The following is a 25,673-nucleotide window of genomic DNA, read 5'->3' as shown; positions in this document are numbered from 1 at the left end:
AGCTAATGGTTCGCATATCCCAACGCCCATAGCGGACTTTCACCGCCAAGTTAATGAACATGCCTGGCACACAAAAAATAGCATACCGGTTATCCAGTATGCTATCAGACTATTAAATTAACATTCCTGCAATTGCTGCACTTAGCAGAGAGGCAAGAGCTCCAGCTATTACTGCACGGATGCCAAGCTTGGCAATATCATTTCTGCGGTCAGGAGCCAGGTTGCCGAGGCCGCCAAGAAGGATGGCCATAGAAGAAATGTTTGCAAAGCCGCAAAGCGCGAAGCTTACTACTGCAACAGTCTTAGGAGACAGGCTGCTGATTTCAGGAGCAAAGGCTGAGTAAGCAACGAATTCATTCAGCACAAGCTTTTGGCCGATATAGCCGCCAGCCTGTACAGCTTCAGCCCAAGGGACTCCCACTGCAAAAGCAATTGGGGCAAAAATAAAGCCAAGAATCATTTCAAGTGTTAAGTTTTCAAGCCCGAAAAGTCCGCCTGCAAAACCGATGATTCCATTGATTAAAGCAACTAAAGCAATGAAAGCAAGAAGCATGGCACCGATGTTCAAGGCAAGCATTAAACCATCGCTCGCTCCCCGGGCCGCAGCATCTACAATATTGACAGATTGTGTATCTTTTTCAATGTTAATATCATCAGTTGTTTCTGATTTTTCAGTTTCAGGCATCATCATTTTAGCCATAATAAGACCTGCAGGTGCTGCCATAAAGCTTGCTGCAAGCAGGTATTCCAGTGGAACACCAAGCAGTGAATAACCAATCAGAACTGAACCTGCCACGGAAGCCAAACCGCCGGTCATGACAGCGAATAATTCCGACTTTGTCATTTTGCTGATGAATGGGCGCACGATAAGAGGTGCCTCTGTCTGTCCGACAAAAATATTGGCAGCAGCAGAAATCGATTCTGCCTTGCTGGTTCCAAGCAGCTTAGAAAGGCCTCCGCCAATCACTTTAATAATAAATTGCATGATCCCTGTATAATATAGAACAGAGATTAGGGAAGAGAAGAAGATAACAACTGTTAAGACCTGGAATGCAAATACAAATCCAACACCTGAACCTTCCTGAAATAATCCTCCAAAGAGGAAATTAACTCCTTCATTGGCGTAACTTACAATGTCATTTACTGCGAAAGTTAATTTTTCCAGTGCCTTTTTCCCAAGATCCCATTTAAGTACGGCAAAGGCAAAGGCAAACTGAATGGCTAGACCGCCAAGAATTGTGCGTAAATTGATCGCTTTACGATTGGATGAAAGAAGGAAAGCTATTCCCAATACGGTCACAATTCCAAATATACCCCAGATAAAACTCATGTTGACACCTCATTTGTTGAATTTAGAATGATGAAAACGTTTTTACGAAACGTCAAAAATATAGACCTCTGTTTAAAGAGGTTCGTGAGTAGACGTCAGACATCTAACTTGATTACATGTCCATTTTAACATGAATCCGTTTGCAGTAAAGAGTTTTTTTCTTACCAAATGAAAATGGATGATTAATCTCCTATTTTTGTTCACATTTTCGGCGATTTTTCGATATAAATTTTTTTCCTCTGTTACATCTGCCCATTCGGGACAAACATCTTGTTCATACACTGTCACTAGACGTCAGGAGGTGTTAGAATGGGTGCAGGCGCAGGATATGGCGGCGGATTTGCTTTAATCGTTGTCCTGTTTATACTTCTAATCATTGTTGGTGCTGCTTACGTTGGCTGGTAAACTTAGTGGATAACTGAACATTCAAAGCTGCTTAAAATCTGCCTTTATAAGGGCAGATTTTTTGTTTTCTCGCATAGAGTTTGATTTGAATCGTATGATAATCGGTTTAATGTCCAAAATAAGGATAGTTCTCATTTTAGAAGGAGGGATTCTATATGAATAAAAAAGACAATAATAATGGCACGAATATTGCTGGCAGATATTATGAGGCTGAGGATTATAATAGAAATGATCAGCTTTCCTCAGGTCTCGCAACAACTCATGAGCAGGTAAGTGATGCCTATATGGAAGGCCAGGCGGATGCGGTTATTGAGGATGTTGTTGGGGTGGATATTTCCATACCGCGTAAAGGGTATGATGAAAGCCGTTAAGGGAAAATAAACACAACACTATGATCGTCATTTCCGAGTGCATTTTGCCAGGACGTGGCGATCTTTTTGTGTATAAGACTGAAATGCTTTAAGTAAGGCAATGGTTTAGAACCGCAAATTCGAGGAATATTCTTACTAATATTAAAGAAGGGGGCAGGAGGATGGAGAATGCACTTGAGATAACAGGGCACAGACCTTTTCCGCTGCCTGATAGACCGTGGGTGATGGAGCAAATATGGAATGATGTACTGTTTGCTCATTGGCCGGTACCGGCAGAAATAATGGAGAAGCATATTCCTTCTCAGTTAACTCTGGATACATTTAAGGGCGAAGCCTGGATTGGAATAGTACCTTTCTGGATCAGCAGAATGAGAGTCCGCGGCTTGCCGCCAATACCAATGATGAAAACAATGAATGAACTGAATGTAAGAACTTATGTAGAGTTTGGGGGAAAGAAAGGTGTGTATTTTTTCAGCCTTGATGCCGACAATATTTTAGCGGTCACAGGAGCCAGAATGCTTTATTTCCTTCCCTATATGAATGCCAATATGAAAGTTGATAAGGCAGAAGGATTCATTAATTATGAAAGCAGGCGAAATAATGAAAATAAAAGGAGCGGACAATTCAAAGCCCAATATAAGGTAGCATCAAGCCCTTTTAACTCAAAGGCAGGGTCACTTGATGAATGGCTGACTGAGAGATATTGCCTATGGGTAACAAAAGGTGAAGAGGTTTTTCGCGGGGATATCCATCATACAAAATGGCAGCTGCATGAAGCTTCGTGTTTGATATATGAAAATACAATGGCATCATTTTTACCTGACAAGTACTTTACGAACGAGCCAATTTTACACTATACTCCGCAAAAGCATGCCTATTTTTGGCCTTTAACAAGGGTTACATCATGATAAACAAGCGGACAGCCTTTTTCATGATCTAACCTAATGAAAACTTCATTTCTTTAAATAATTTTCTGCCAGCATTCTTTTTACTTCGTTATAGGATAATCCGGATTGGCTATTCAGCCTTTTTACCTCATCAATATCTGTTCCTGCTATTGTAATGTTTTTCTTCTTCTGTTGGCGGGCCATTAAATTTCCTCCTCTTCAAATATTGTTTTTAACATATTCAATAATTTTCCCGTTTCTTGGCCATACTAAGAAAAAAAGGGGGCGTTTCCAATTTTTTTCAATAAAAAAGGCCAAGATGATAAGCCAGAGGTTGTAATGCTCGACACAGAGGTGTATTCCTGTAACAGCTGCAATGGCTGGATGAGAAAAGATTTTGCCTCTTCAGATTTAAAATGTCCATTATGCGGTGATGAAACAACTGCCGAAATGAGGGAATTGCCGGAAATACTATAATCAGCATATAGAGAAAGACTGTTGTTTCTAACATAACAGTCTTTCTTTATTTGACTTCAGTAATCTCCATATAACTCCTGAAAAGCCTCTTCAGCATCCTTTTCAGAAGAGAACAGGGCATCGTCTTCTTCTATTAAATGGAAGGACTCATTAAGAAAGAGGGCAACTGCATTAGGATCTTTTGGATGCGGAACAATTTCGGCTGGCCTTACGTTTGCTACACTGGGAGTATGAGGATTATGGTAAATGACATATACCTCATCTCCTGTTTTTACTGTTTTAGGATCTATTGTTTCCATGTTATTCCCACCCCCAATTCATTAAAGATTTTCATTTTGCTGGCCGATTTCTTTTGCGCCTAGAATAGCATTTGCCGTTTCCAGTTGTTCATGTTCATCAACAGAATCCCCGACCGCATTTTTTAGATTCGGAAATTTGCCGTCATTTTCAATAGTAACCATCTTTTCTTTCGGTGCGGATGTCAGGTATTTTTCATCCATTTCTTTCATGATTCACTAACCCCTTCTGATATAAATTCGAGCAGCTTTCTTTAAAGTTTTCTCTCCGCAGTGATCTAATATTCAGCCATATAATCCTAATTCAAATGGGCAAGTTAGCTATAAGGCTAAATTGAGGTGATAAAAATGAATGCAACTAAAAGGCTGATTACAGCTATTCAATCGGAATCAGGCTCTCTCAGCGATCCATTTTGGCTTGACCGCATTATTGTAGCTGCCAGGAAAGCGAAATTCGTTTTATTGGGAGAAGCTTCACATGGAACATCAGAATTTTATTCAATAAGAGCGGAAATATCTAAAGAGCTGATTGAACAGAAAGGGTTCAGTTGTATCGCTGTGGAAGGGGACTGGCCTTCCTGCTTTACAGTTAACAGGTATGTTAAAGGGTATGCGCCTATGAACCCCCTTGAAGCACTGAAGGATTTTAACCGGTGGCCGACATGGATGTGGGCGAATGAGGAAATAAAACAGCTGATTACCTGGATTCATCATTATAATCAGCACATTGAAGAGCAAAGCCAAATGGCGGGTTTCTATGGCATCGACATATATAGCTTATGGGAGTCTATGGATGAAATAATAAAACTTCTGGAATCAAAGGGAGCAGTCGAGCTGGAAGCTGCTAAAAAAGCTTTTTCCTGCTTTGAGCCATATCACCGGAAGCCGGAAAATTATGCAGTGGCTGCTGAATTTCATGGAGACGCCTGCGAAAAGGAGGTTGCCGACCTTTTGCTGAAAATAAAAAACAAGTGGGAGGAAACCAGTAACTTTGAAGAGGAATCACTGAACCTTTTGATAAACAGCCTTGTTGCCCTGAATGCAGAAAACTATTATCGGGCGATGGTAAAAGGCGGTCCTGATGATTGGAATATCAGGGACCATCACATGGTAAGTGCACTGGAGGAAGTATCGGAATTTTACGGGAAAGATGCAAAGGTTATCGTTTGGGAACACAACACACATATTGGGGATGCAAGAGCAACCGATATGAAAGAAGAGGGACTTGTGAATGTTGGGCAAATCCTCCGTGAAAAATATGGAGAAGATCAAGTTTTAGCATTAGGTTTTGGCACATACTCAGGTACCGTTATAGCCGCCGAACAATGGGGGAGTGAAATGCAGGTTATGGAGGTGCCTCCCGCACAGGCGGGAAGCTGGGAGGATGCCCTTCAAATGGCTGGACCCGGAGATAAAGTATTGCTGTTCACCGATGAAAACAGAGATCTATTCACAGATACTATTGGACACCGGGCCATCGGAGTTGTATATAATCCTGAATATGAACAGTATGGTAATTATGTTCCCACTAAAATCTCTCTAAGGTATGACAGCTTTGTTTTTATAGAGAAAACGATTAGCTTAAAACCGCTTAATAGGACTGTCGGAACACTTTAAACAATCAGAGGAAACACAAGAATCCCCCTCCCTAAATCGGAGGGGGTTCTTGTTACACATAGCTGTTTTCCAATTCGTCCACCAATGTTCCAACATATCTTACTGCTTTGCGGATCGGATCCGGCTTAGACATATCAATGCCGGCACTCTTAAGCAGTTCAAGCGGTTTTTTTGTTCCCCCGGCTTTAAGGACATCAAGCCAGCGGTCGACAGCAGGCTGGCCTTCCTCCTGGATGCTTTGTGCCATAGCAGTGGAAGCAGTTAAACCGGCTGAATAGGTATATGGGTAAAGTCCCATGTAATAGTGAGGCTGTCTCATCCAGGTTAAAGCGGCCTTATCATCCAGTTCAACCGAATCTCCCCAGAATTCAGCAAGTGTGTCTAATTTTTGAGCTGAGAGGGTTTTCGCCGTTAACGGAACACCCTGTTCAGCCAGACGGTATACTCTGCGCTGGTACTCTCCTTCGAGAAGATGTGTGACAAAGTTATGATAATACGTTCCAAGCATCTGAAGAATAACCCAGCGCTTCATTCTTTTATCTTCAGTACCTGCCAATAAATGCTGGCCAAGCAGCATTTCGTTTAGTGTAGAGGGTGCTTCGACAAAATAAGTTGAAGGGCGGGTATTCATGATACGCTGATATTTATTGGCCAAATAAAAATGACCCGCATGTCCAAGCTCATGAGCGAGAACAAAAGCACCGCGCATCGTGTCTGTCCATGTAATCAGGATAAATGGATGGGAACCGTACGGACTTGCACAAAAAGCGCCTGTGGATTTACCAACATTATCAGCTAAATCAACCCACCGGTCTGACAGGCCTTTCTTCATAATATCCGTATATTCCGGGCCCATCACCTTGAGAGCTTCCAGTATGACTTCGGATGCTTTTTCATATGTTGTTTCCGGATTAAACTCCGGATCTAATGGAGCCTTTAGGTCACAAAAAAGCATTTTATCCAATCCAAGGACTTTTTTCTTCAGCTGAGCATATCTGCGCATATGGGGAGCAAGCTCTTTTTGGATTATGTCCAGCTGATTGGTATACATTTCCTCTGTTACATGCTGGGAATCAAGCAGCATTTGTGTGACTGAGCTGTATTTTCTCAGCCTTGAAAGAGTTACCTGCTTTTTCACCTCAGCAGAATATGCAGAAGCAAATGTATTCTTGTAGTTTTCCAATGAATCTGTAAACGATGAATAGGCATTCCTTCTGATTGTGGTATCAGGCGAAAATTCATAGCGATCCTCGTAAAGAGCAAAAGAATTTGGCAATTCGTTTCCTTTACTATCATTAAATGAGGCAAATGGCATGTCTGCAAGTTTTGCAGCCTGATAGATATTATAGGGAGCACCAAATACTTCTCCCATTGCAGCCAGCGCTTCTTCCGTTTCCGGAGAAAGCCTGTGCCTCTTTGTTACCAGCAGTTCGGTCAGCCCTTTTCTGAACGGTTCCAAGCCGCTTTCTTCATTTATGTATTTTTCAATTGAACCATCTGGCAGAGATAATAATTCAGAATCAATAAACGATAGAGTGGAGGCGGCTTTTGCTCTTAAAGAGGCTATTCGTGATGAATTTGCCTGATTGTCAGGATTTGTGCCATCTTCAGACTGGCGCAAGCTGGCATAAGTGCCGGCCTGGACAAGACGGATAGAAAGCTTTTCCTGAGCGGATAGGCAGCCAAGCAAAGTTTGCGGATCTTCATGGAGTTTTCCTTTGTATTGCTCAAATACGGCAAGATCCTCTTCAATACTCCTTATCTCTTTATGCCAATCTTCCTCCAATGCAAATAAATCCTCCACTTTCCATGTGCGCTCTTTCGGTACCTCATGACGCTTCAACCTGGTTATTGCTGTTTGAACCATATATCGTTCCCTCCTATTTCGATTCTCTAAATAAAGAGATTATGGAACAATTATACAGGAAGAGTCCATATATTTATAGACTTTTCAAATAATTTCATATTGTACTGCAATAGTAAAAAGCGGAAGGACCAGGAAGCCTTCCGCTGATTGTGCTATTCCATTTTCTTTGACAGACAGCGATCACATTCCATTAAGTATGATTCAGCCTGTTCCTTTACTGTTTGGCCACACTCGGGACATACCTTTTTGGGAAGCGTTCTGAAGAATTCAACCGGACTTTTAATCATTACTATTTCCTCCTTTTTATAATACAGTTTATTTTGTTTCATTCTGTTGTAGTACAGTATATACTAAACTTATTTTAATGTGAAGTGTTTTGATTAATTTTTTTAAAAATTTAATTTATTATTTTGTCAGGCATAAAAAGGGCTTAAATCTGCTCTTAAGCTTGCCAATTTAATCAGCTTCAGACTTTATTTTCCGCCAGCCTCTTCCATGGTACTAATGATTCCATTACAATCATATTGAATAAGTAAAAATGAGGGGGCTAAAAGCCTGCAATGACTCAGATAATCGAATCTTTTAATCCTATATTAATCTTTGTGGGAATTGTAATTCTAATCGGCCTCATCACGTCCAGTATCCTTATCAGAAAGCGGCTGGAAGAAAGCGACTCACATTTACACGATGTTCAGGCTGCACTTGATGAATCATCTATTGTGGCTATTACTGATCCTAAGGGGATTATCACGTATGTGAATGACAAATTTGTTGAGATTTCCAAATATGAAGAATATGAACTGCTGGGCAAAAATCATCATATTTTAAATTCAGGATATCATCCGCCCGAGTTTTTCCGCCAACTATGGAAGACGATTGGGTCAGGGGAAATATGGAAGGGGGAGATCCGCAATAAAACAAAGGACGGAAGCTTCTATTGGGTTGAGACAACAATTGTACCCTTCCTTAACAAAAAGAATAAACCGTATCAATATGTTTCTATCCGGACAGATATATCTGCCTTAAAAACAGCTGAAGCCAATCTCAAAAATTCCCTGAAAGAGGTTAACGATATTAAATTTGCTCTTGATCAGTCTTCCATTATTGCGTTCACTGATGAAAAAGGGATCATAACCAATGTAAATGAGAGGTTTTGTGAAATTTCCCAGTACAGCAGGGAAGAACTGATAGGGCAAAATCATTCGTTATTAAATTCAAATCTGCATTCAAAAGAATTTTTTAAGAACTTATGGAAAACAATTGGCTCTGGCGAAGTATGGAAAGGGGAAATAAGAAATAAAGCTAAGGATGGGTCTTATTACTGGGTCCATACAACAATCGTGCCGTTCATGAATGCGAACGGAAAACCTTATCAATACTTAGCCATAAGAAACGATATCACCGAGAGGAAAAAAACAGAAGAAGTGCTGCATCGGCAGGATAAACTGGCAGCAGTGGGCCAGCTTGCTGCAGGGGTTGCCCATGAAATCCGCAATCCGCTGACAACAATGAAAGGATATACAGAGTTCCTGCAGCTGGATGAAACGAATGAAGAGAGACAGGAATTCTTAAGCATCATTTTAGATGAAATTGACCGGGTAAATAATATAGTAGAAGATTTTATGGTTCTTGCTAAGCCGAAAGCCGCAGAACTGGAAGAAAGAGATATCATACCTATTATCAAGAATGTCATCTCTTTTTTGGAATTCGAAGCCAGGAAACGGGACGTGAAAATTCGTTTCGAATATGAAGGGGATATCATCCAGATTGAATGTGACGAAAACCGCCTTAAACAAGTTTTCCTCAATTTTATCAAAAATGGAATTGAAGCAATGCCTGATGGAGGATATATTACAGTCAGAGCAGCTATCATAAATAACCAGGTGCAGATAGCGATACAGGATACCGGAGTAGGAATACCTCAGGAAAAACTGAAAAATATCGGAGAACCATTTTTTACAACCAAGAAAAACGGGAATGGCTTAGGCTTGATGGTCAGCTTTAAAATTATTGAAAGCCATAATGGAAAAGTATTTATCGAGAGTGAATTAAATAAAGGTACGACATTCAATATTGTTTTGCCTGCGAGATCTGCCTAGTCAATCCTATACGGATTGGCTTTTTCAATAGAAATTAATTCCTGCCCTGTTTAAAAATAGCTATTCTAATAAATGGATAAATTATAATAACATTGGATAGAATCCCATGATAACAGGGAAAGTCACACTTTCGGTTTAAATACTCTTCTGACTTTGAAATATGTTTGTTATGAGGCTGTTATATCCGTAACTGGATTATTATCTGTTTGTTCTTTTTTAGTAAAGAATTCATGTTATTATTATCCCCGTTAGCTAAAAACGAGCTATACGGGAGGTTTTAACATATGAAAAAGTCAATTTTAACTTTTGTAGCAGCTGCCGCAATTACCGGAACAGCAGGTGCGAATGTACAAGCAGAAGAAGTAACCGTAAAAAAAGGCGATACTTTATGGGATTTTTCCCAGTCATATAATACACCAGTTGACATGATTAAAGAATGGAACGGGCTGTCTTCTCATGTCATCCATCCAGATGATGTACTTAATGTATACCCTGAAAAGAAATACATAGTATCAAAAGGCGATACTTTATGGGATATAGCAAGAGAGCATAATGTCACATCTGAGGCAATCAAAGAATGGAACAGCTTGAGCTCTGATTTAATTCGTCCGGACGATGAATTAATTCTATATCCTGATGCCAAAGCTGTTAATGCTGTATCTGCTCCAGTAAAGGCTGCTCCGGCAAAGTCCGAACAGCCTGCAGAAACTGCACCTTCAGAGCAAAAGTCTGAACAGCCGGCAGTAAAACAAACGCAGCCAGCTGAAAAATCCCAGCCGGCTCCAGAAGCAAAGCCAGAGGCAGAGTCTAATCCGGAACCAGCACAGCCTGCTGCTGAATCGAAGCCTGCATCTGAGCCTGCCAAGCCTGCTGCGGAATCCAAACCAGCTGCCGAGCCTGCTGCAGAAAAACCGGCGGAAACTGCAAATGATGAAGCACCTCAAAAAGTGCTGAATATGGAAGCGACAGCCTACACGGCTAATTGTGAAGGATGCTCTGGAATTACTGCAACAGGAATCAATCTAAAAGAAAATCCTGATCAAAAAGTAATCTCAGTAGATCCTAATGTGATTCCGCTGGGCACTAAAGTCCATGTTGAAGGATATGGAGATGCTATCGCCGGAGACACTGGCGGAGCCATTCAAGGCAATAAGATTGATATTTTTATGCCATCTCAGGAAGATGCCATCAATTATGGCAGAAAAACAGTTAAAGTTACGATTCTGGATTAATACTAGAAAAGAAGGCTCCTATTTTCAGGTGCCTTCTTTCTTTTACTCTTTATTCCTGCTTTCCTTTGCTTTTTCCTCCTGACTGACAAAAAAACTGTGGACTGGTTTTGCCAGCTGTTTTATGCTTTTTTCGAAGCGTTCAGTAAGGTGGGAGGCACGCTCATAAACGATTGACTTTAAATGATCCAATTGCCTGCTGATCTTTTCAGTGATCGCCTCCTGGCGATGTAAACGTTCCATTATCGACTTGCTGGCCAGTTCCTGTTCATGAAGCTTATTGCTTAATTCTTCTTTCAATTGCTCCTGCGTCTTAAACTTTTTCTCAGCTTCCTCCGAAAATGACGAGAACTGCTGATCTAAACGCTCCATTACTGTATTATGGAATACTTCCTGGACATCAAGCTTTTTGCTTATTTCTGCTTTCATTTCTTCCTGTGCTTTAAAATTTGTTACGGCCTCTTCAGAAAATGCCTCGAATTTATCAAATTTACGGGAAAGCGCCTGTGTTGCCGCTTCCTGACAGGATACTTGTTCAAGTATTTTCTGGTTTACCGGTTCTTCATTTTCAAGAGTCTCCAGAATCTCCTTATTCATTCCCTCCAGGACAGCCAGCCTTTTATTCAATAAATTATTCTCTTTTTCACGCTCAAGCATCATTTCCAGAAAACCCGCCAAAAAAGCATCCTGCTTTTCAATCTTAGCTGTCAAATGCCCAATATGATTACTTTGTTTGCCGGCAGCACTTTTAACAAGCTTCGTCATATCAATAAACGAATCCTCAAGTTGTATCTTCATATCTTCATAAGTCTCAGACAAGCGGGTATTAACAGTCTGCTGCTCTTTTATTACTTCCTGGAGAAAGTTGAGACGGTAAGTACCCTGATTGGAAACAGTGTCTGATTGGCTTATATAGAGCTTAGGGTTAACATCCTTTTGTGCCATAGGAACACTCCTCAGTTTTTACCTTTTTTATAGCCTATGCCAGATCTTTTTGTGAGGGATGGGCACTGTCCTATAAAAGCCTAAACATTTTTATGTTAAGCATACTTACTAAATCTATTTATAAAAAATTTCGAAAATCGCAATAAAAATGTTGCAAAAAATTCAAAAAATAGGTAAATTATTAATTGTCAGTTAATTGGCAGGAATGTCATCAATCTGACTACATAGGGAGTCAGCCAACACTACCTCTGAACAAAAAGAAGGAGAGGACAAAAGGATGAAGAAATTATCTTTCTTGCTTTCAGCAGCTGCACTGACACTAATGCTGGGAGCATGCTCAAACGAAGAAGCTTCTAAAGGGGAAGAAAAGGAAGAGGCGGCAGCTGAAACGGCAGAGTCTGCTGATGAATCCAAAGAAATACGCTCAGCTCTGCTGAACTATCAGGGAGAAGTGACAAAAGTAATCCGCAACACAGATGCCAGCTTAACTGCTGAAGGTCAGGATCCGGCTGAAGCAGCTGCAGCATTCGATAAGGATGCGAAAGCCGTGTCTGTACCAGAGGAATTAAAAGATTATACCAAGGATATTGAAGCTGCAGTTGATAGCCTGTCTCAATACTATGCTAAGAAAGCCGAGCTTGTAAAAGCAGGATCTGAAGATATGGCTGAGGCAGAGCCATTCAAAGAGGAATATATCAATTCCATGACGAAAGTTTTTGAAGAGATGGAACTATCTCCTCCTGCTTTCAAAAGCGTTTTCCAATAATATGTAAAAGAAAACAGCCCATTTAATAACTTGGGCTGTTTTTATATTAAGGAACATCATGTCCCAGTGAAGTTTGATAAATCTCAAACCACTGATCCCGGTTAAGTTTATAAGATAATGCACGGACAGCACGTTCAATTCTTTCGATCTTGCCGGAACCGGCGATTGGCATGATTCTGGCAGGATGATTTAAAAGCCATGCAAATAAAACCTCATCAATATCATCTGCCCCGATTTCTTCTGCGACTTTAAGTAATGCAGTTCTAAGGCGCCCCGATTTTTCATCTGTACCGCTGAAGATTTTCCCGCGGGCCAAGGGGGACCAGGCCATCGGAGCAATTCTTTTTTCCATGCACAGATCTAATGTGCCATCCTCAAAATTCTCCAGGTGATAGGCAGACAGCTCAATTTGATTGGTAATCAGGTCCATATCAAGGTATGACTGAAGCATCGTGAACTGATGGCTTTTAAAATTCGAAACCCCAAAATGCCTAACCTTGCCGGCGGATTTTAATGCTGAAAATGCATCAGCAACTTCTTCAGGATCCATAAATGGATCAGGACGATGAATGAGAAGGGTATCTATGTAATCTGTGTTCAGATTTTGCAATGATTTCTCAACAGAAGCAATAATATGTTTTTTTCCAGTATTGTAATGATGTGTTTTATGCTCAGGCCGGTTTGGTGACTCGAGGACAATCCCGCATTTCGTAACAATTTCCATTCTTTCACGAAGCCCCGGCTTTTTCCCCAGAGCCCTTCCAAACAGGCTTTCACATGTATAGCTTCCATAAATATCAGCGTGATCAAATGTCGTTATGCCAAGCTCAAGACACTGTTCTATTAAGGTATTTAACTCTTCATCTGAGAATTTCCAGTCAGCCAGTCTCCAAAGTCCATGGACGATTCTTGAAAACGACAGATCTTCTGCCATCTGCATTCTATCCAAACGTATCATCTCCCCATTATTAGTATAGTTATTATCTCTGAAAATCTTAAGAATACCAAGCTAAACGACTGCAAAAACACATGAAAAAGAGGCAACTGTCATGTCACCTCTGTGTTAAACGCATATTTTCTGCAGCGGTTCAACCATTTGTTCATGCAGAATCATAATTTTGGATGTATAAGAACAATGCTCTTTGTAAGCTGATTGAAGTTCCTGATAAAACGTGATTAATTCTTCAACACCGGAAATCAGTTCTTCATCAAAAATGCCTGAACGGCTCAGCAGGATATTCTCATATTTCTCAACAAGCTTTTTTGTTTTTTTAATTAATTTCCAGGCATCTTTCATACGAAAGGCATCATTCAAATTGAAGTAGAATTCCACGAGGTCTTTTTGAAATACATACTTTATTTCCTGACTGATTCTTTCAACAGGAGGGAGTTCAGCTTCCTGAAAGATAAATTGCTGCACCATAATTAGATCGGTCTTTACCAAATGCTCTTCAAATGACTGATATATCCGCAGTGTATTATAAGAGTCATACATGGGATGATGGGGTTCGCCGATAAAAGAAAGTTCATAGAAGGACAAAGCATTTTCAACAGATGCTGCCGTACGGGAAACTCTTTTTGTAAAAACAGCCTGAAAATCAATATATCTTTTAGTGATTTTTTCAATTGTAGCCTGGGGAAGATTATGCCTCAATGCATCAGCTTTCAGTCTTAGGATATCACTGGACGACCAGGAGAAGAATCTGGCTTTTTTAACTCCGCCGACCCAAAAGAGAAAATCCTTAAACACTTGAGGAAAGTCATCCGCTTTCTCTATATCAGAGTCAGATATCCCAGTCAATTCTTTGCAGAAAGTACTTAATGGTGAGTTCTGCTGCGGACGGATGAACCTGTCAAATCCAGTTACCTTGCCTGATTCAACATCCACTTTTACCGCACCAAGACGAATGGCCTCCATATCTTCAAACAGCATGCCACTTTTGCTGCATAGCATTTCAAAATCAAAGAAAATCAGCTGCTTTAGCTCAGCCATGCGCGATCATCCTTTCTGTACCCAGCTGCCCAACAAGATATTATAAAGAATAACGTGTAAAAAAGGAAGGAACAGAATTATCCATCAAACAGTTGAGATATTATAGAACTTTTTTCCCGGCTCAATAGCAAATCGGTTTACGATTTCTTTTGAAACGTTTACACTAAAGGTGTACATAGTTGACAGCTGCGTATTTCAGCGATGCTGTTAAAAATTTTTTGAACTCTGAAAGGATGGATGAACGTGGGTATTTCTTTATCGAAAGGACAAAAAATTGATTTAACAAAAACAAATCCCGGATTGTCTAATGTAATAGTGGGACTTGGCTGGGATACGAATAAATATGATGGCGGCTTGGATTTTGACCTTGATGCCAGTGTTTTCTTATTAGATGCCAATGGCAAATGTGCATCAGATAAAGATTTTATTTTCTACAACCAGCTTGAAGGCGGCAATGGCTCAGTTGTACATACAGGAGATAACAGAACAGGTGAGGGAGATGGCGATGACGAGCAAGTCAAAGTTAATCTTAGCGCTGTTCCTGCCACCATTGAGAAGATTTCTTTCGTTATTACCATTCATGATGGCGAAGGGCGCGGCCAAAACTTTGGTCAGGTTTCCAATGCATTTGTACGAATCGTCAATGAAGAAACAAATGAAGAATTAATCCGCTACGATCTGGGCGAAGATTTCTCTATTGAAACTGCCATTGTTGTAGGTGAATTATACCGTCACAATGGAGAATGGAAATTCTCTGCTGTCGGTTCAGGCTACCAGGGCGGACTTGCGCGCATTGCAACCGACTTCGGTTTGCAGGTAGGGTAAGTTCTATTTTTGCCAGGCAGAGCAGCAGCGCTTTACCTGGCTTTCTCTTTTGGAAATATTTCAGGTGATCTGTCGTGAAGAACGGATTTGTGTTATGAAGGAGTGATTATCTTGGGTATTCAATTATCAAAAGGTCAAAGAATTGATCTGACTAAAACGAATCCCGGTCTGACTAAAGCCATAATCGGCCTGGGCTGGGACACAAACAGATATAGCGGCGGACATGATTTTGACCTTGACGCATCTGCATTTCTGGCTGATGAAAACAGTAAATGTGCAAATGATCATGATTTTATTTTCTACAATAATCTTCAGCATCCAAGCGGTGCAGTTATTCACACTGGAGACAACCGGACAGGTGAAGGGGACGGTGATGATGAGCAGCTTGTTGTTGATTTTACAAAAATACCTTCACACGTACATCGCATTGGCATAACGGTTACGATTCATGATGCAGAATTAAGGCAGCAGAATTTCGGCCAGGTTTCCAATGCATTCGTAAGATTAGTGGATGAATCCAATAATCAGGAGCTGCTTCGCTTTGATCTTGGAGAAGATTTTTCGATCGAAACAGCCGTAGTTTTCTGTGAGTTATACCGTCATGGAAACGACTGGAAATTCAATGCCATTGGCAGCGGATTCTCAGGTGGTTTGGCAGCCCTTTGCCGTAACTACGGACTGCAGGTTTAATTTTTATATTCAGGCACCCGACTTGTATTGGGTGCCTTTTTTTGTGACATCACGCGGCCAATCCTTTTGGCTAATTATCCCATACTTGAAAAAATGGCAAGTGGGAACAATAGGTTTGAGAAAAACCTTGAGAGGAAGGGATGCAGTATGTCACTAGAATGGTTTGACAGGGTAAGCGGTGAATTGCAGGACCATCTTGAATCCATTTGCAGCAAATATGATCAGATTGGCCATATGTCGGTTGACCGGGGTGCCAAGCATCCCAGAATGGAATTTTTCATTGAAACCGGTGATAATGACCGAGAGTACTTTTGCACACTTTTCTTTGATCCGCATAATGAAGAATTCTATGTAGAAGACTTTGACTTCGAACTTGGCCATACATCTAAAACAATGCTTTTTGATATTGAAGACATCATCGATACCGTCCACGAAAGCCTTCATGACTACATGAATGGGGCAGATGATGATGAATTCCACTTTGAAGATAATGAAGAAATTTATGCAGCAGAAGACGAAGATTATATTATCGCCGATGAATATGACTTCGGCGGCGAAGGAGATATCTTTGAAGAAGTAGATGTAGAGTGGGAAACTCCTGAAGTGACCGCCTTTTTCAAGGAAGATGAAGTGGAGGTATCCTATCAGTTTGGAGTGGTCCAGGAAACAGGTGATGGCGTCCTGCGCAGGGTTAATCGCATATGGACAGATGACGAGGAAATGATCAAGGATGAAGATCACTTTATCTTCAGTAAAGAAGAGGCAAGCACGATCATTGCTATGATTGCAAGCCATATGGATTCATTGGGCGGGCATGAAGCAGATTATCTGTAATATATAGAAGCATCAACAAGTGGCTATCAAGAATTCTTGCAGCCACTTGTTTTTTTGAGAGTAATGCGCTTTGCAAGAATCAAAAACACCCCGTCCAATCATTCAGCAGCACCGAAACAATCTCCAGTATTATAGAAAGCGCTCTAATAATGCCTTATTGTACTATTCAGGCTTGCCACACCCATAAACTAACTTAAAAGCAAGTGAAAAGAGGTGCTTTATGGGAATTCACATCGTTCAGGCAGGCGATAGTCTTTGGAGCATTTCACAAAAGTTTAATATTCCGATCATGAGCATAATAACGGCAAATGGGCTTGAAAATGGACCTGGCATTATCCCTGGTTTAGCTCTATATATTCCGGAAGATGGACCTGTTATCAGAGCTTATACAGTAAAGCAGGGAGACACACTATGGACCATTTCCCAGCGTTTCCAGACATCAATTAGTGCCATTTTGTCAGCAAATCCGGGGATCATCCCGGGTAGGCTCTATATCGGCCAGAAATTAAACATCCCATCAGCACGTAAACTAGTTATGAGTACGTTAGGTTTCATAGTCCCGTATTCTCCTGAAACATTGTTGCCCGCTTTCAGGGAAACTGCAAGGCATTTAACCTACATTGCCATTTCCTCCTACTCGCTGACAAAGGAAGGGTATGCCTATATAGAGCTTGACGATACAGCCATATTGGCAGAAAGCAAGCGTTTGAATGTCATTTCGCTACTTATGATCCGAAACCTTGCAGAAGGGGATTTTAATGCTGAATTAATTGGAGGGGTACTTGAATGGCCAGTTTATAGAAGGAACTTAATCTTAAGCCTAATGAATTTTGTCAGCCAAAAAGGGTATGGAGGCATCAGTCTGGATTTTGAGTTTATCCCGCCGCAAAGGCGCCAGGATTTCAATTCATTCATTAAAGAATTAAAAAACGCCTTAGGGCCTAAAGTTCTTCATGTTAATGTACATGCTAAGACTGAAGATATCCCAGCAAACCGGATAATAGGGGCATATGATTATAAAGCCATTGGAGAGGAAGCAGATATTGTTGCAGTCATGACCATGGATTACGGTTATCCCACAGGTCCTCCCAATCCCGTCGCTCCACTATGGTGGGTCGAGGAGGTTATTAAATATTCAACCACCCAGATTGATCCGAAAAAACTGCAAATCGCCTTGCCGTTATATGGCTATGACTGGAGAACAGCGGATAATCGAACCCGCTCATTATCCATGCAAGCCATTCAAAATTTAGCATTACAGAGAGGAGCGATTATTCAATTTGATGGGTATGCAGCATCCCCATGGTTCAAATACTGGAATGGAGCAGAAGAGCATGTGGTCTGGTTTGAAGATATCCGCAGCATTACTGAAAAATATAAGTTAATTGACCAGTATAATCTGTTAGGGATGACATACTGGCAATTGAGCTTGCGTTTTCCGCAGAACTGGGCCTTTGCGGATAAAAATTTTACTATTCTATAGTCAATTCTTAAAGTATTTCCTTCATTTCTTCTTCGAAATAAAACATTTTCGGATTTTCTTTAATTGTATACGTGTATTTCTTCATTTTAGCCACATAGCAAGTTTTGTTGATTGTCACTTTTTCTCCTGTATCAACCAGAATCACAACATCATTTTGTTCAAATTTATTTCTGCGCTTCACACTGATCCCTCTTTCGTTAATTCAATTAAGTGTTATTTATACATTATCTCATACTTCGGGAGAATTAACCTGAGATATCAGCAATCTTTCAGTTTTCATCTTTTCTTTTGCGTATTGGCAGGTAAATGATATATTAGTTTAATTGACTATCTTAGTGAACAAAGGACGATAAAAAATGACATCAACACTTGTGCTTATAAGGGATTGGCAAAAAGCCATCCAGGCTGAGATCTTACACTTAAAAAAATACGGAAGCTCCCGCTGGTTAATTCTAAATGGGCGGATTCTTTCAAAATCAGATGCCTATACGTATTTTTTCGATACCCCTTCAGCCATTAAAATTCCAACTGGATCTTCCATAAAAATAGACTGGGGAAGTAAGAGGGTGGAAGGAAGAATCCTTTCTGCGGAAGGAAATAATGTCATTTTGGCATTAAAAGAGGATATTGGCAGCGATTTATCGGAGGCCTATTTGCTTCATGACCCATGGGAACTATTGGATCAGCTTTTTCAGCGCTTAGAGGACATAAAAGACAGCAAAAGAAAGAGGGCCAGAATAAAAAAATTGATGGATCCTTCCATGTCTCCCATGCACCCTGCTGATAAAGTAAAGAGCAGTACCCATGAACTTATATTGCGTTCCAAATATAATCCAGTCACATATGTCTGGGGACCGCCAGGCACGGGAAAAACCTACACACTAGCACGTGTGGCCGCCAATAAATATTTTAAAGGGCAAAATGTTCTCATTCTGGCCCATTCCAATCAAGCAATAGATGTCCTAATGGCAGAGATTTCAGCCTTTGCATCAGGCAAAAGAACAATTGCTGATGGTGATCTGCTTCGTTACGGGTCACAAATCGGTCCGGCATTGATCAATCATCCTTCATTGACAGCCGAGTTTCTTTTAAACAAGCAGCACTCTAATCTCTCCGAGCAAAAAGCGGCTCTAATGGAGGACCGACGCCTGCTTAAACAGGATTTATCACGATCGTTCAGCCAAAGAGATTCCGATCAGCTAATTGAAATTGAAAAGAAGCTGTCCGGAGTAATTGAAAAAATCAGGCAAAAAGAAATAGAGTTTGTAAAAAACGCTTCTATTATTGGAACAACACTTGCAAAAGCAGCAAGTGACCCGGCAATTTATGAGAAAAATTTTGATTTGGTCATCATCGATGAAGCCAGCATGGCTTATGTTCCACAGGCTGCCTTTGCAGCTTCGCTTGGAAAAAGGGTAATCGTCTGCGGGGATTTTAAACAGCTTCCGCCTATTGCTGCCTCAAAACATAAGCTGTCGGAAAAATGGCTGAGAGAGGATATCTTTCACCACTCAGGCGTGTCTGATGCAGTCAAGGATGGACACTTGCATCCGCACCTATTTCTGTTAAAAGAACAGCGCCGTATGCACCCGGACATTTCCGCTTTTTCCAATAAACATATTTATCATTCACTCGTAGGTGACCACCCCGATGTATTGGCCGCCAGAGCGCCTATTGCAGCCTGCACACCTTTTCCCGGCAATGCGTCAATCCTGATCAATACCAATGGATCAGGTGAATATGGCATTAAAGATGGCAGCTCAAATTCAAGAATCAATCTTTGGAATCTATCGCTTGGATTTCAGCTGATACATGAAGCTTACATAGGAGGAAGCCGGTCGATAGGATATGTTACTCCTTACCGCGCACAGGCATTATTAATGGAACAGCTTCTCTGCGAAATATATGAAGAAGAAAGAACTTCCTCTGATATTATTGCTGCGACTGTTCACCGTTTTCAGGGAAGTGAACGGGATGTCATGATTTTTGACTCTGCCGATGCCGCTCCCCATGACAGAGCTGGAATGCTGCTGATTGGGAAAGATAGCGAAAGGCTTTTGAATGTTGCCATAACAAGAACCAAGGGGAAGTTCATTCAAATTTGCGATATGCAATTTATTCAAAGCAAAGTATTCCGAAATAAAACATGGCGGAAGCTGGCAGATCATCAAGCGCACAATGGACAGGCCATTCATCCTGATCAAATTGGCAGGTGGATTAAAAATCAGCATCCGCGCCTTCAATGGATGCATGCAAAAAAATTGGAGAAAGTGTTTGAGGATATTTCTAAAGCGAAGAAGGAAATTATTATTTCGCTGCCAAATGGAGAGGGATTGGGAAAAGAGTGGGGGCAGGCACTTTCCAAAAGGCCACCAAAAACGAAGCTGATCTTGCTTGCAGAGCATGCTGTCCCTTTCATTTCTCCTGATGAGATATCGGCAATATGCCTCCCGTTCCCGTTCCTCTTAATTGACAGACATATTTTGTGGCTTGGCATGCCGGCGGAGACCCATAAGAACGCCTTGCCGCCCTATGTAGCAGCCCGGCTCCAATCAGCTGCAGCAGGCTCATATCTTACAACTTTAATCAAATAAAAAAGACGCCCCAGAGAGGCGTCTTTTTCTACGTATTGCGGCGACACGACTGCACTCCACATAGTGCATTGCTCAAACGAGCGTGTCTGTCGTCTTATGCAATTAGCTCATCGCTTAATCAATATAGCATTATTTCAAAAAGAAAACAAGCTTTTTATGGACAGTCCCTATTTTTGAACATGAAACTTTTTATACAGTTTGTTCGTTTAATATATAATAAGGGGAAATAATAAGGAAACTTAAAGAAATAAAGAAGGAGTCACCATGGAAAAATTTCAGCGATTCAAAGAAGCTTTTGCAGGATTTTGGCGTAAAAAGCACCTGACACAAATTCTGCTGCTTCTATCACTAACTATATTACTTTTAAACATTCTCTTTTTTGCGTTTCTGGCAGCTACAGCTAATGTAGAGACTTTAAAAGAGGGATTAAGGCAGTCAACTGTTATTTACGATAAAGACGGTGATACTGCTGCTAGTCTTGCGGAAAACAGAGCAGAGGGAGCAAATATTGAAGAATTGCCTGAACATGTGGGCAATGCCGTTATCGCGATTGAAGATGAACGCTTTTATAAGCATAACGGCTTTGATATAAAAGGGATTGCCAGAGCCTTCTTTGGCAACTTATTTGCAGGAGGCATAACCGGCGGAGGAAGTACCATTACCCAGCAGCTCGCCAAAAATGCTTTACTTTCACCTGAACAGACTTACAAGAGAAAAGCTGAAGAACTGTTCCTGGCAGTTGAAATCGAAAAAAATTATAAAAAAGATGAAATCCTGCAAATGTATTTAAATCAGGTTTACTTCGGAAGCGGCTCATGGGGAATCGAACAGGCATCCAATAAGTATTTCAGCAAAACACCAAAGCAATTGAGCATCAGCGAAAGTGCATTGCTTGCAGGCTTGCTTCAATCGCCTTCTGCTCTCGATCCATACAATCATTACGAACGTGCAATCAAAAGAAGGAATGTTGTCCTTGGTAAGATGAAGGAGCACAAGATGATTTCAGCAGAAGAGTATGAGAACGCTGTAAATGAAAAGATTCACTTACAGGAAGGAACCCGAAGCAAGAAGGAAAGGAAATACCCTTACTATGTTGATGCCGTCCTTGATGAAGCAATTAATACGTACGGATTAACACAGGAAGAGATATTTACCAGAGGGTATAAAATCTACACAGAAATGGATCAAAATCTGCAATCAAGCCTGGAAAATGTTTATCAAAAGGACTCAATTTTCCCGGCTGGCATGAATGGAGAAATCGTTCAGAGCGGTGCTGTCCTTCTTGATCCCGCGACAGGGGGCGTCAGAGGGCTGGTCGGCGGCAGAGGGGAACATGTTTTCAGAGGATTCAACAGAGCCACACACATCAAAGCTCAGCCAGGATCAACACTTAAGCCTTTAGCCGTTTACACACCTGCACTTGAAGAGGGATACTCACCAACATCGATGCTGAAGGATGAACCCGTAACATACGGAGATTACACACCGGCTAACGCTTCAGGACAATACGCAGGCGAAGTGTCCATGTATAAAGCTGTGGAAGACTCGATCAATGTCCCAGCCGTATGGCTGCTTAATGAAATAGGACTGGATAAAGGACTGGATGCTCTGGAGCGGTTCGGCATCCCGCTCGAAAAAGAAGATGAATATCTCGGTATTGCCTTAGGCGGGATGAGGAAGGGAATTTCACCTTTAAAGCTGGCCGAAGCATATGCGGCTTTCCCTAATGGCGGCAAGCGCCACGATGCCCATCTAATTACGAAAATCGTGGGCCCGACCGGAAGCATCATTGCGGAGCGTGACAAAAAAACAGTTAAAGTTACGACGAAAACCGTATCTAACCAGATGACTTCCATGCTTTTAAATGTAGTTGAAACCGGCACAGGGAGCGCTACGAAGATAGAAGGAGTTCAAATCGCCGGAAAAACGGGTTCTACACAGCTCCCATATAAAGACATTAACGGAACAAAGGATCAATGGTTTGTAGGCTACACACCGAATTTGGTTGGCGCTGTCTGGCTCGGGTATGATCAGACTGACAAGGAACATTATCTGTCAAAAAGCAGTTCCGAGACAGCAGTCCCTGTTTTCAGATCGATAATGGAGTCAAGCCTGCCACACATGCAGGAAGGCGAATTTGCTACTAAATCGGTAAATGAAAAGCTCGAGAAAAAGGAATTAACAGAAGAAATTGGTCAAACCATTAAAGAACAGGCTGAAAAATTCGAAGGCAAACTGAGAGAGGATCTTCCAATCTGGAAGGAAAAATTGAGAGAAGGAAAGCAGGAGGTTGAGGATTTCGGCAGATTCCTGAAGGACAAATGGGATCAATTCAGCAATTGAATAAGCGTTAAATAGAGAATGGCTTACATAGCTGTTCTCTTTTTTCTCTCAGAAAACTTTATACTGGAATAATTCAGGAAAACAGTGTAATCTAAATATTTATAGCACCCACTAACAAAACGACAGCATTCGCTATCAAGTTGCTAGCTGTTAGATATTAATAGCCAGGAGGATTACAATGAGTGGAGAAACCCGTATTCAGCTAAATGTCCGCATATCAAAAGAAACTTCAAATAAGCTTGATGAAATTGTTGATTATTATCAGGAAAACACGAAACTCGGCAGGATTTATAAGGGCGATGTGTTAACAGATATTATTGAAAAATCATATGAAGTAATGAATAAGCAAAAAAATCTCAATAAGAAATTTTAATTATTAACCTGGAGGAGAATTACATGAGGGATGTTAAACTGACCGATATCTATCAGCATCGGATCGCACAAAAATATATTACACGCTCCGGCATCGCTCATGCTATTGCTGTCGCCTATCACGCATTCCAGATTGCCAAAGAAATGGGAGAAGATGTTGATTCAGCAGCCAAAGCTGGCTTTATGCATGACATTGGCCATTATACCTGGTACAAAAATGGAAAATGGGATTACGACCTATACAGGCAGAACGACATTCATGCCATTAAGGGTGCAGAGCGGGCACATAAACTCCTGATCAGACTTGGCGAAAACCCGATAAAAGCAAAAGAAATTGCCTTGGCCATCCTTTTTCACACGGATTCATTTCTGCCTGGAGGCGAAGTGGTCAGAACACCGCTGCAATCCCTGGTCAAACTGGCAGATGAAAAAGATGAAGAACCCGGTGGAGCCCATCACTATCGTGAACTTGATTTTGAGCGGGCTATGAAAAGCCTTGGATTTCTCGATAATAAGATTGATCAATATCTTGAAAAAAAAGAAGAATAACCTAAATTTCTGTCATGTTATGCGCTTCCCCAGGAAATTCAGTTTTAATTTTTTGAAGGGAAGCGCATGTTTCATGAAGAATAATAATTCATTGACGATGATCAGATGATCAAATTATTATGTGCAGGGATGGTGTTGCGGCAGTGAGGGCAAGGACTCGAAGACAACAGTCATTAAATGTGGAAGAAATCAAATTTAGATTAACAACTGTATTTCTGCATCTATCATTTTATGCAATGATTATATTTATCTTAATATTATTTTTGGAGTTATTTGGTTAACGTACATAGAAAAATCCCGGGTAAAGCCAGCTGCTTTCCCGGGAGCTTACTCTAGGATTTAGACAAAATGCCTTCTTCAGTTAAATACTCTTCCACCTCTGTAAATTCTTTTACTGGAACAAACCTTATGCCCTTTTCCCGAAGAAGGTCCTGAAGCCCATTTTTGGCAAAAGTGATATCAGCATGCTCTGCCGGGTGGGAATCCGGTTCACTGTCCCCCATAAAAAACACAGTTTCATATTCCTTCTGCAGGTCCTGAATCACCTTTGATTTATCAATGCCATATTGTTCATGATAATGCTGATGATTTTTATCAATATTCATATGGACATTCTTCTCATGGTAATATCCTTCATTTGAAAAAACCTTAACATCTCTAATACCATACTTTTTTAAGATGTGGCGGATATAATAGTCTGTGCCTGCACTTAAAATATAAAAATCTCCGCCATTCTGCTGAATCTTTACAATAAAATCTGGTACATATTCATCTATTTCAATGGAAAGAATATCGCTGATAATTTGTTCTTCATCCTGATTAATCGATGTGAAGACTTTATTCAAAAAATCAATATCCTTTATCTCTCCAGCCTTCCATTTGGGCATCAGCTTGCGCCCCTCCGGAAAATATTTATCCATCATTATTAAATAAAAGTCTCTTTTCGAAATTGTTCCGTCAAAATCCGAGACAAAAGCCCATTTTTTCATTCTAAAACCTCCAATAAGACATCTCTGCTTTTTAATCTATCTTAACTTTACCCTTTGTTTTATATGTTCAATCAGGGAAAAAACGTCTTTTGATTTTATTCCTGATGAGATTAATGGTATTATTAATTTGATTTTTACATAAGGAGATGATTAGTATGGCAGAAAAAGGATACATATTAATGAAAAACGGGGAAAAGGTTGAATTTGAACTTTATCCTGAAGCAGCACCAGGGACAGTTGAAAATTTCAAAAAACTTGTTAATGAAGGATTTTATAATGGCTTGAATTTCCATCGTGTAATTCCTGGGTTTGTAAGTCAGGGAGGGTGCCCGAATGGAACAGGGACTGGTGGTCCAGGGTACACAATCAAGTGTGAAACAGAAGGAAACCCTCATAAGCATGTAGAAGGATCTCTTTCTATGGCTCACGCGGGCCGCGATACAGGCGGAAGCCAGTTCTTTATCGTTCATGAGCCACAGCCTCACCTAAACGGTGTTCACACTGTTTTCGGAAAAGTTACTTCCGGGATGGAAGCAGTTAAAGCAATGAGAAACGGCGATGTTATGGAGAAAGTTGAAATTCTTGAAGGATAATCAGTTCAGTAAAAAGAGCCTTAAAGGGCTCTTTTTGTTTTGTTGTGTGCCAGGCATGTTCATTAACTTGGCGGTGAAAGTCCGCTATGGGCGTTGGGATATGCGAACCATTAGCTGAA

At 40.9% G+C, this 25,673-nt stretch carries 27 protein-coding genes and 1 pseudogene; 17 read left to right on the top strand and 11 right to left on the bottom strand.

Going from position 1 to position 25,673, the window contains the following annotated elements:
* Nucleotides 1-112 precede the first annotated feature (112 nt).
* Nucleotides 113-1,330: a NupC/NupG family nucleoside CNT transporter gene (locus tag ACTHRG_RS23110; protein ID WP_076256551.1), complete on the bottom strand. Its 1,218-nt coding sequence runs from the start codon at nucleotides 1,328-1,330 to the stop codon at nucleotides 113-115.
* A 309-nt stretch (nucleotides 1,331-1,639) separates the two neighbouring features.
* Here ACTHRG_RS23110 and ACTHRG_RS23105 point away from each other — a divergent pair, with 309 nt between their 5' ends.
* The 3 genes from ACTHRG_RS23105 (at nucleotide 1,640) to ACTHRG_RS23095 (ending at nucleotide 3,014) form a co-directional block, all read left to right on the top strand.
* Nucleotides 1,640-1,735, top strand: a complete 96-nt coding sequence (locus ACTHRG_RS23105; RefSeq protein ID WP_076256549.1) for a YjcZ family sporulation protein — start codon at nucleotides 1,640-1,642, stop codon at nucleotides 1,733-1,735.
* Between the two features lie 155 nt (nucleotides 1,736-1,890).
* On the top strand, nucleotides 1,891-2,106 hold the full coding sequence (locus ACTHRG_RS23100; protein ID WP_076256547.1) for a YozQ family protein: 216 nt from the start codon (nucleotides 1,891-1,893) through the stop codon (nucleotides 2,104-2,106).
* 161 nt (nucleotides 2,107-2,267) lie between these two features.
* Nucleotides 2,268-3,014 (top strand): YqjF family protein, encoded by a 747-nt coding sequence (locus tag ACTHRG_RS23095; protein WP_440232146.1) that lies wholly within the window; start codon nucleotides 2,268-2,270, stop codon nucleotides 3,012-3,014.
* 45 nt (nucleotides 3,015-3,059) lie between these two features.
* Here ACTHRG_RS23095 and ACTHRG_RS23090 read toward each other — a convergent pair whose 3' ends face one another.
* Nucleotides 3,060-3,197 (bottom strand): hypothetical protein, encoded by a 138-nt coding sequence (locus ACTHRG_RS23090; protein ID WP_175609048.1) that lies wholly within the window; start codon nucleotides 3,195-3,197, stop codon nucleotides 3,060-3,062.
* Between the two features lie 90 nt (nucleotides 3,198-3,287).
* Between ACTHRG_RS23090 and ACTHRG_RS23085 the strand changes: the two genes are divergently transcribed.
* Nucleotides 3,288-3,470 (top strand): cold-inducible protein YdjO-related protein, encoded by a 183-nt coding sequence (locus ACTHRG_RS23085; protein WP_076256543.1) that lies wholly within the window; start codon nucleotides 3,288-3,290, stop codon nucleotides 3,468-3,470.
* Between the two features lie 56 nt (nucleotides 3,471-3,526).
* Here the strand turns inward: ACTHRG_RS23085 and ACTHRG_RS23080 are convergent, their stop codons facing one another.
* Entirely contained in the window at nucleotides 3,527-3,769 is a 243-nt protein-coding gene (locus tag ACTHRG_RS23080) for a transcriptional regulator SplA domain-containing protein (protein ID WP_076256541.1), read from the bottom strand.
* Between the two features lie 21 nt (nucleotides 3,770-3,790).
* Nucleotides 3,791-3,979, bottom strand: coding sequence for a hypothetical protein (locus ACTHRG_RS23075; RefSeq protein WP_440232145.1), 189 nt, complete (start codon nucleotides 3,977-3,979; stop codon nucleotides 3,791-3,793).
* 135 nt (nucleotides 3,980-4,114) lie between these two features.
* On the opposite strand from ACTHRG_RS23075, the gene ACTHRG_RS23070 reads away from it, so the two are divergent.
* Nucleotides 4,115-5,383 (top strand): erythromycin esterase family protein, encoded by a 1,269-nt coding sequence (locus tag ACTHRG_RS23070; RefSeq protein WP_440232144.1) that lies wholly within the window; start codon nucleotides 4,115-4,117, stop codon nucleotides 5,381-5,383.
* 52 nt (nucleotides 5,384-5,435) lie between these two features.
* On the opposite strand, the gene pepF is transcribed toward ACTHRG_RS23070, so the two are convergent.
* The gene (pepF, locus tag ACTHRG_RS23065) at nucleotides 5,436-7,250 is read right to left on the bottom strand and encodes an oligoendopeptidase F (protein WP_076256535.1); all 1,815 of its coding nucleotides are present in this window, start codon (nucleotides 7,248-7,250) and stop codon (nucleotides 5,436-5,438) included.
* Nucleotides 7,251-7,402: 152 nt separating this feature from the next.
* Nucleotides 7,403-7,537, bottom strand: coding sequence for a protein YhfH (gene yhfH / locus ACTHRG_RS23060; RefSeq protein WP_009334590.1), 135 nt, complete (start codon nucleotides 7,535-7,537; stop codon nucleotides 7,403-7,405).
* Nucleotides 7,538-7,840: 303 nt separating this feature from the next.
* Here yhfH and ACTHRG_RS23055 point away from each other — a divergent pair.
* Together ACTHRG_RS23055 and ACTHRG_RS23050 are read left to right on the top strand one after the other, a co-directional pair.
* Nucleotides 7,841-9,349, top strand: a pseudogene (locus tag ACTHRG_RS23055) (PAS domain S-box protein); the annotation flags it as partial.
* Between the two features lie 284 nt (nucleotides 9,350-9,633).
* A complete protein-coding gene (locus ACTHRG_RS23050) occupies nucleotides 9,634-10,581 on the top strand; it encodes a LysM peptidoglycan-binding domain-containing protein (RefSeq protein WP_440232142.1) in 948 nt (315 codons plus the stop codon).
* A 42-nt stretch (nucleotides 10,582-10,623) separates the two neighbouring features.
* On the opposite strand, the gene ACTHRG_RS23045 is transcribed toward ACTHRG_RS23050, so the two are convergent.
* Nucleotides 10,624-11,523: a hypothetical protein gene (locus ACTHRG_RS23045; protein ID WP_440232141.1), complete on the bottom strand. Its 900-nt coding sequence runs from the start codon at nucleotides 11,521-11,523 to the stop codon at nucleotides 10,624-10,626.
* Nucleotides 11,524-11,800: 277 nt separating this feature from the next.
* On the opposite strand from ACTHRG_RS23045, the gene ACTHRG_RS23040 reads away from it, so the two are divergent.
* Complete coding sequence (locus ACTHRG_RS23040) at nucleotides 11,801-12,289, top strand: hypothetical protein (RefSeq protein ID WP_076256527.1); 489 nt, start codon at nucleotides 11,801-11,803, stop codon at nucleotides 12,287-12,289.
* A gap of 46 nt (nucleotides 12,290-12,335) precedes the next feature.
* Here ACTHRG_RS23040 and ACTHRG_RS23035 read toward each other — a convergent pair whose 3' ends face one another.
* Nucleotides 12,336-13,238 (bottom strand): aldo/keto reductase, encoded by a 903-nt coding sequence (locus ACTHRG_RS23035; RefSeq protein WP_076256525.1) that lies wholly within the window; start codon nucleotides 13,236-13,238, stop codon nucleotides 12,336-12,338.
* Nucleotides 13,239-13,352: 114 nt separating this feature from the next.
* Complete coding sequence (locus tag ACTHRG_RS23030; RefSeq protein ID WP_440232138.1) at nucleotides 13,353-14,282, bottom strand: 3'-5' exonuclease; 930 nt, start codon at nucleotides 14,280-14,282, stop codon at nucleotides 13,353-13,355.
* 243 nt (nucleotides 14,283-14,525) lie between these two features.
* Here ACTHRG_RS23030 and ACTHRG_RS23025 point away from each other — a divergent pair, with 243 nt between their 5' ends.
* The 4 genes from ACTHRG_RS23025 (at nucleotide 14,526) to ACTHRG_RS23010 (ending at nucleotide 18,114) form a co-directional block, all read left to right on the top strand.
* On the top strand, nucleotides 14,526-15,107 hold the full coding sequence (locus tag ACTHRG_RS23025) for a TerD family protein (RefSeq protein ID WP_076256521.1): 582 nt from the start codon (nucleotides 14,526-14,528) through the stop codon (nucleotides 15,105-15,107).
* Between the two features lie 111 nt (nucleotides 15,108-15,218).
* Entirely contained in the window at nucleotides 15,219-15,797 is a 579-nt protein-coding gene (locus ACTHRG_RS23020) for a TerD family protein (RefSeq protein ID WP_076256519.1), read from the top strand.
* A 147-nt stretch (nucleotides 15,798-15,944) separates the two neighbouring features.
* Nucleotides 15,945-16,631 carry a hypothetical protein gene (locus ACTHRG_RS23015; protein ID WP_076256517.1) on the top strand — a complete coding sequence of 229 codons (687 nt, stop codon included), beginning with the start codon at nucleotides 15,945-15,947 and terminating at the stop codon, nucleotides 16,629-16,631.
* Between the two features lie 220 nt (nucleotides 16,632-16,851).
* Nucleotides 16,852-18,114 (top strand): glycoside hydrolase family 18 protein, encoded by a 1,263-nt coding sequence (locus tag ACTHRG_RS23010; RefSeq protein WP_076256513.1) that lies wholly within the window; start codon nucleotides 16,852-16,854, stop codon nucleotides 18,112-18,114.
* 7 nt (nucleotides 18,115-18,121) lie between these two features.
* On the opposite strand, the gene ACTHRG_RS23005 is transcribed toward ACTHRG_RS23010, so the two are convergent.
* A complete protein-coding gene (locus ACTHRG_RS23005; protein WP_175609047.1) occupies nucleotides 18,122-18,295 on the bottom strand; it encodes a hypothetical protein in 174 nt (57 codons plus the stop codon).
* A gap of 175 nt (nucleotides 18,296-18,470) precedes the next feature.
* Between ACTHRG_RS23005 and ACTHRG_RS23000 the strand changes: the two genes are divergently transcribed.
* The 4 genes from ACTHRG_RS23000 to ACTHRG_RS22985 all read left to right on the top strand — a co-directional run bounded on the left by ACTHRG_RS23000 (nucleotide 18,471) and on the right by ACTHRG_RS22985 (nucleotide 23,972).
* On the top strand, nucleotides 18,471-20,708 hold the full coding sequence (locus ACTHRG_RS23000) for a DEAD/DEAH box helicase (RefSeq protein ID WP_076256511.1): 2,238 nt from the start codon (nucleotides 18,471-18,473) through the stop codon (nucleotides 20,706-20,708).
* Nucleotides 20,709-20,972: 264 nt separating this feature from the next.
* Complete coding sequence (locus ACTHRG_RS22995; protein WP_440232136.1) at nucleotides 20,973-23,051, top strand: transglycosylase domain-containing protein; 2,079 nt, start codon at nucleotides 20,973-20,975, stop codon at nucleotides 23,049-23,051.
* Between the two features lie 178 nt (nucleotides 23,052-23,229).
* Nucleotides 23,230-23,424: a hypothetical protein gene (locus tag ACTHRG_RS22990; protein WP_048010032.1), complete on the top strand. Its 195-nt coding sequence runs from the start codon at nucleotides 23,230-23,232 to the stop codon at nucleotides 23,422-23,424.
* Nucleotides 23,425-23,447: 23 nt separating this feature from the next.
* On the top strand, nucleotides 23,448-23,972 hold the full coding sequence (locus ACTHRG_RS22985) for an HD domain-containing protein (RefSeq protein ID WP_440232135.1): 525 nt from the start codon (nucleotides 23,448-23,450) through the stop codon (nucleotides 23,970-23,972).
* A gap of 332 nt (nucleotides 23,973-24,304) precedes the next feature.
* Here ACTHRG_RS22985 and ACTHRG_RS22980 read toward each other — a convergent pair whose 3' ends face one another.
* The gene (locus ACTHRG_RS22980) at nucleotides 24,305-24,961 is read right to left on the bottom strand and encodes an MtnX-like HAD-IB family phosphatase (protein ID WP_076256505.1); all 657 of its coding nucleotides are present in this window, start codon (nucleotides 24,959-24,961) and stop codon (nucleotides 24,305-24,307) included.
* Nucleotides 24,962-25,116: 155 nt separating this feature from the next.
* Between ACTHRG_RS22980 and ACTHRG_RS22975 the strand changes: the two genes are divergently transcribed.
* Nucleotides 25,117-25,554: a peptidylprolyl isomerase gene (locus ACTHRG_RS22975; protein WP_048010035.1), complete on the top strand. Its 438-nt coding sequence runs from the start codon at nucleotides 25,117-25,119 to the stop codon at nucleotides 25,552-25,554.
* Nucleotides 25,555-25,673 lie beyond the last annotated feature (119 nt).

It is taken from the genome of Cytobacillus sp. SAFR-174, assembly GCF_051964675.1.
GTDB lineage: Bacteria > Bacillota > Bacilli > Bacillales > Cytobacillaceae > Cytobacillus.
Note: the sequence above shows the minus strand (reverse complement) of the source record. Positions and strands in the feature narration are given on the sequence as shown.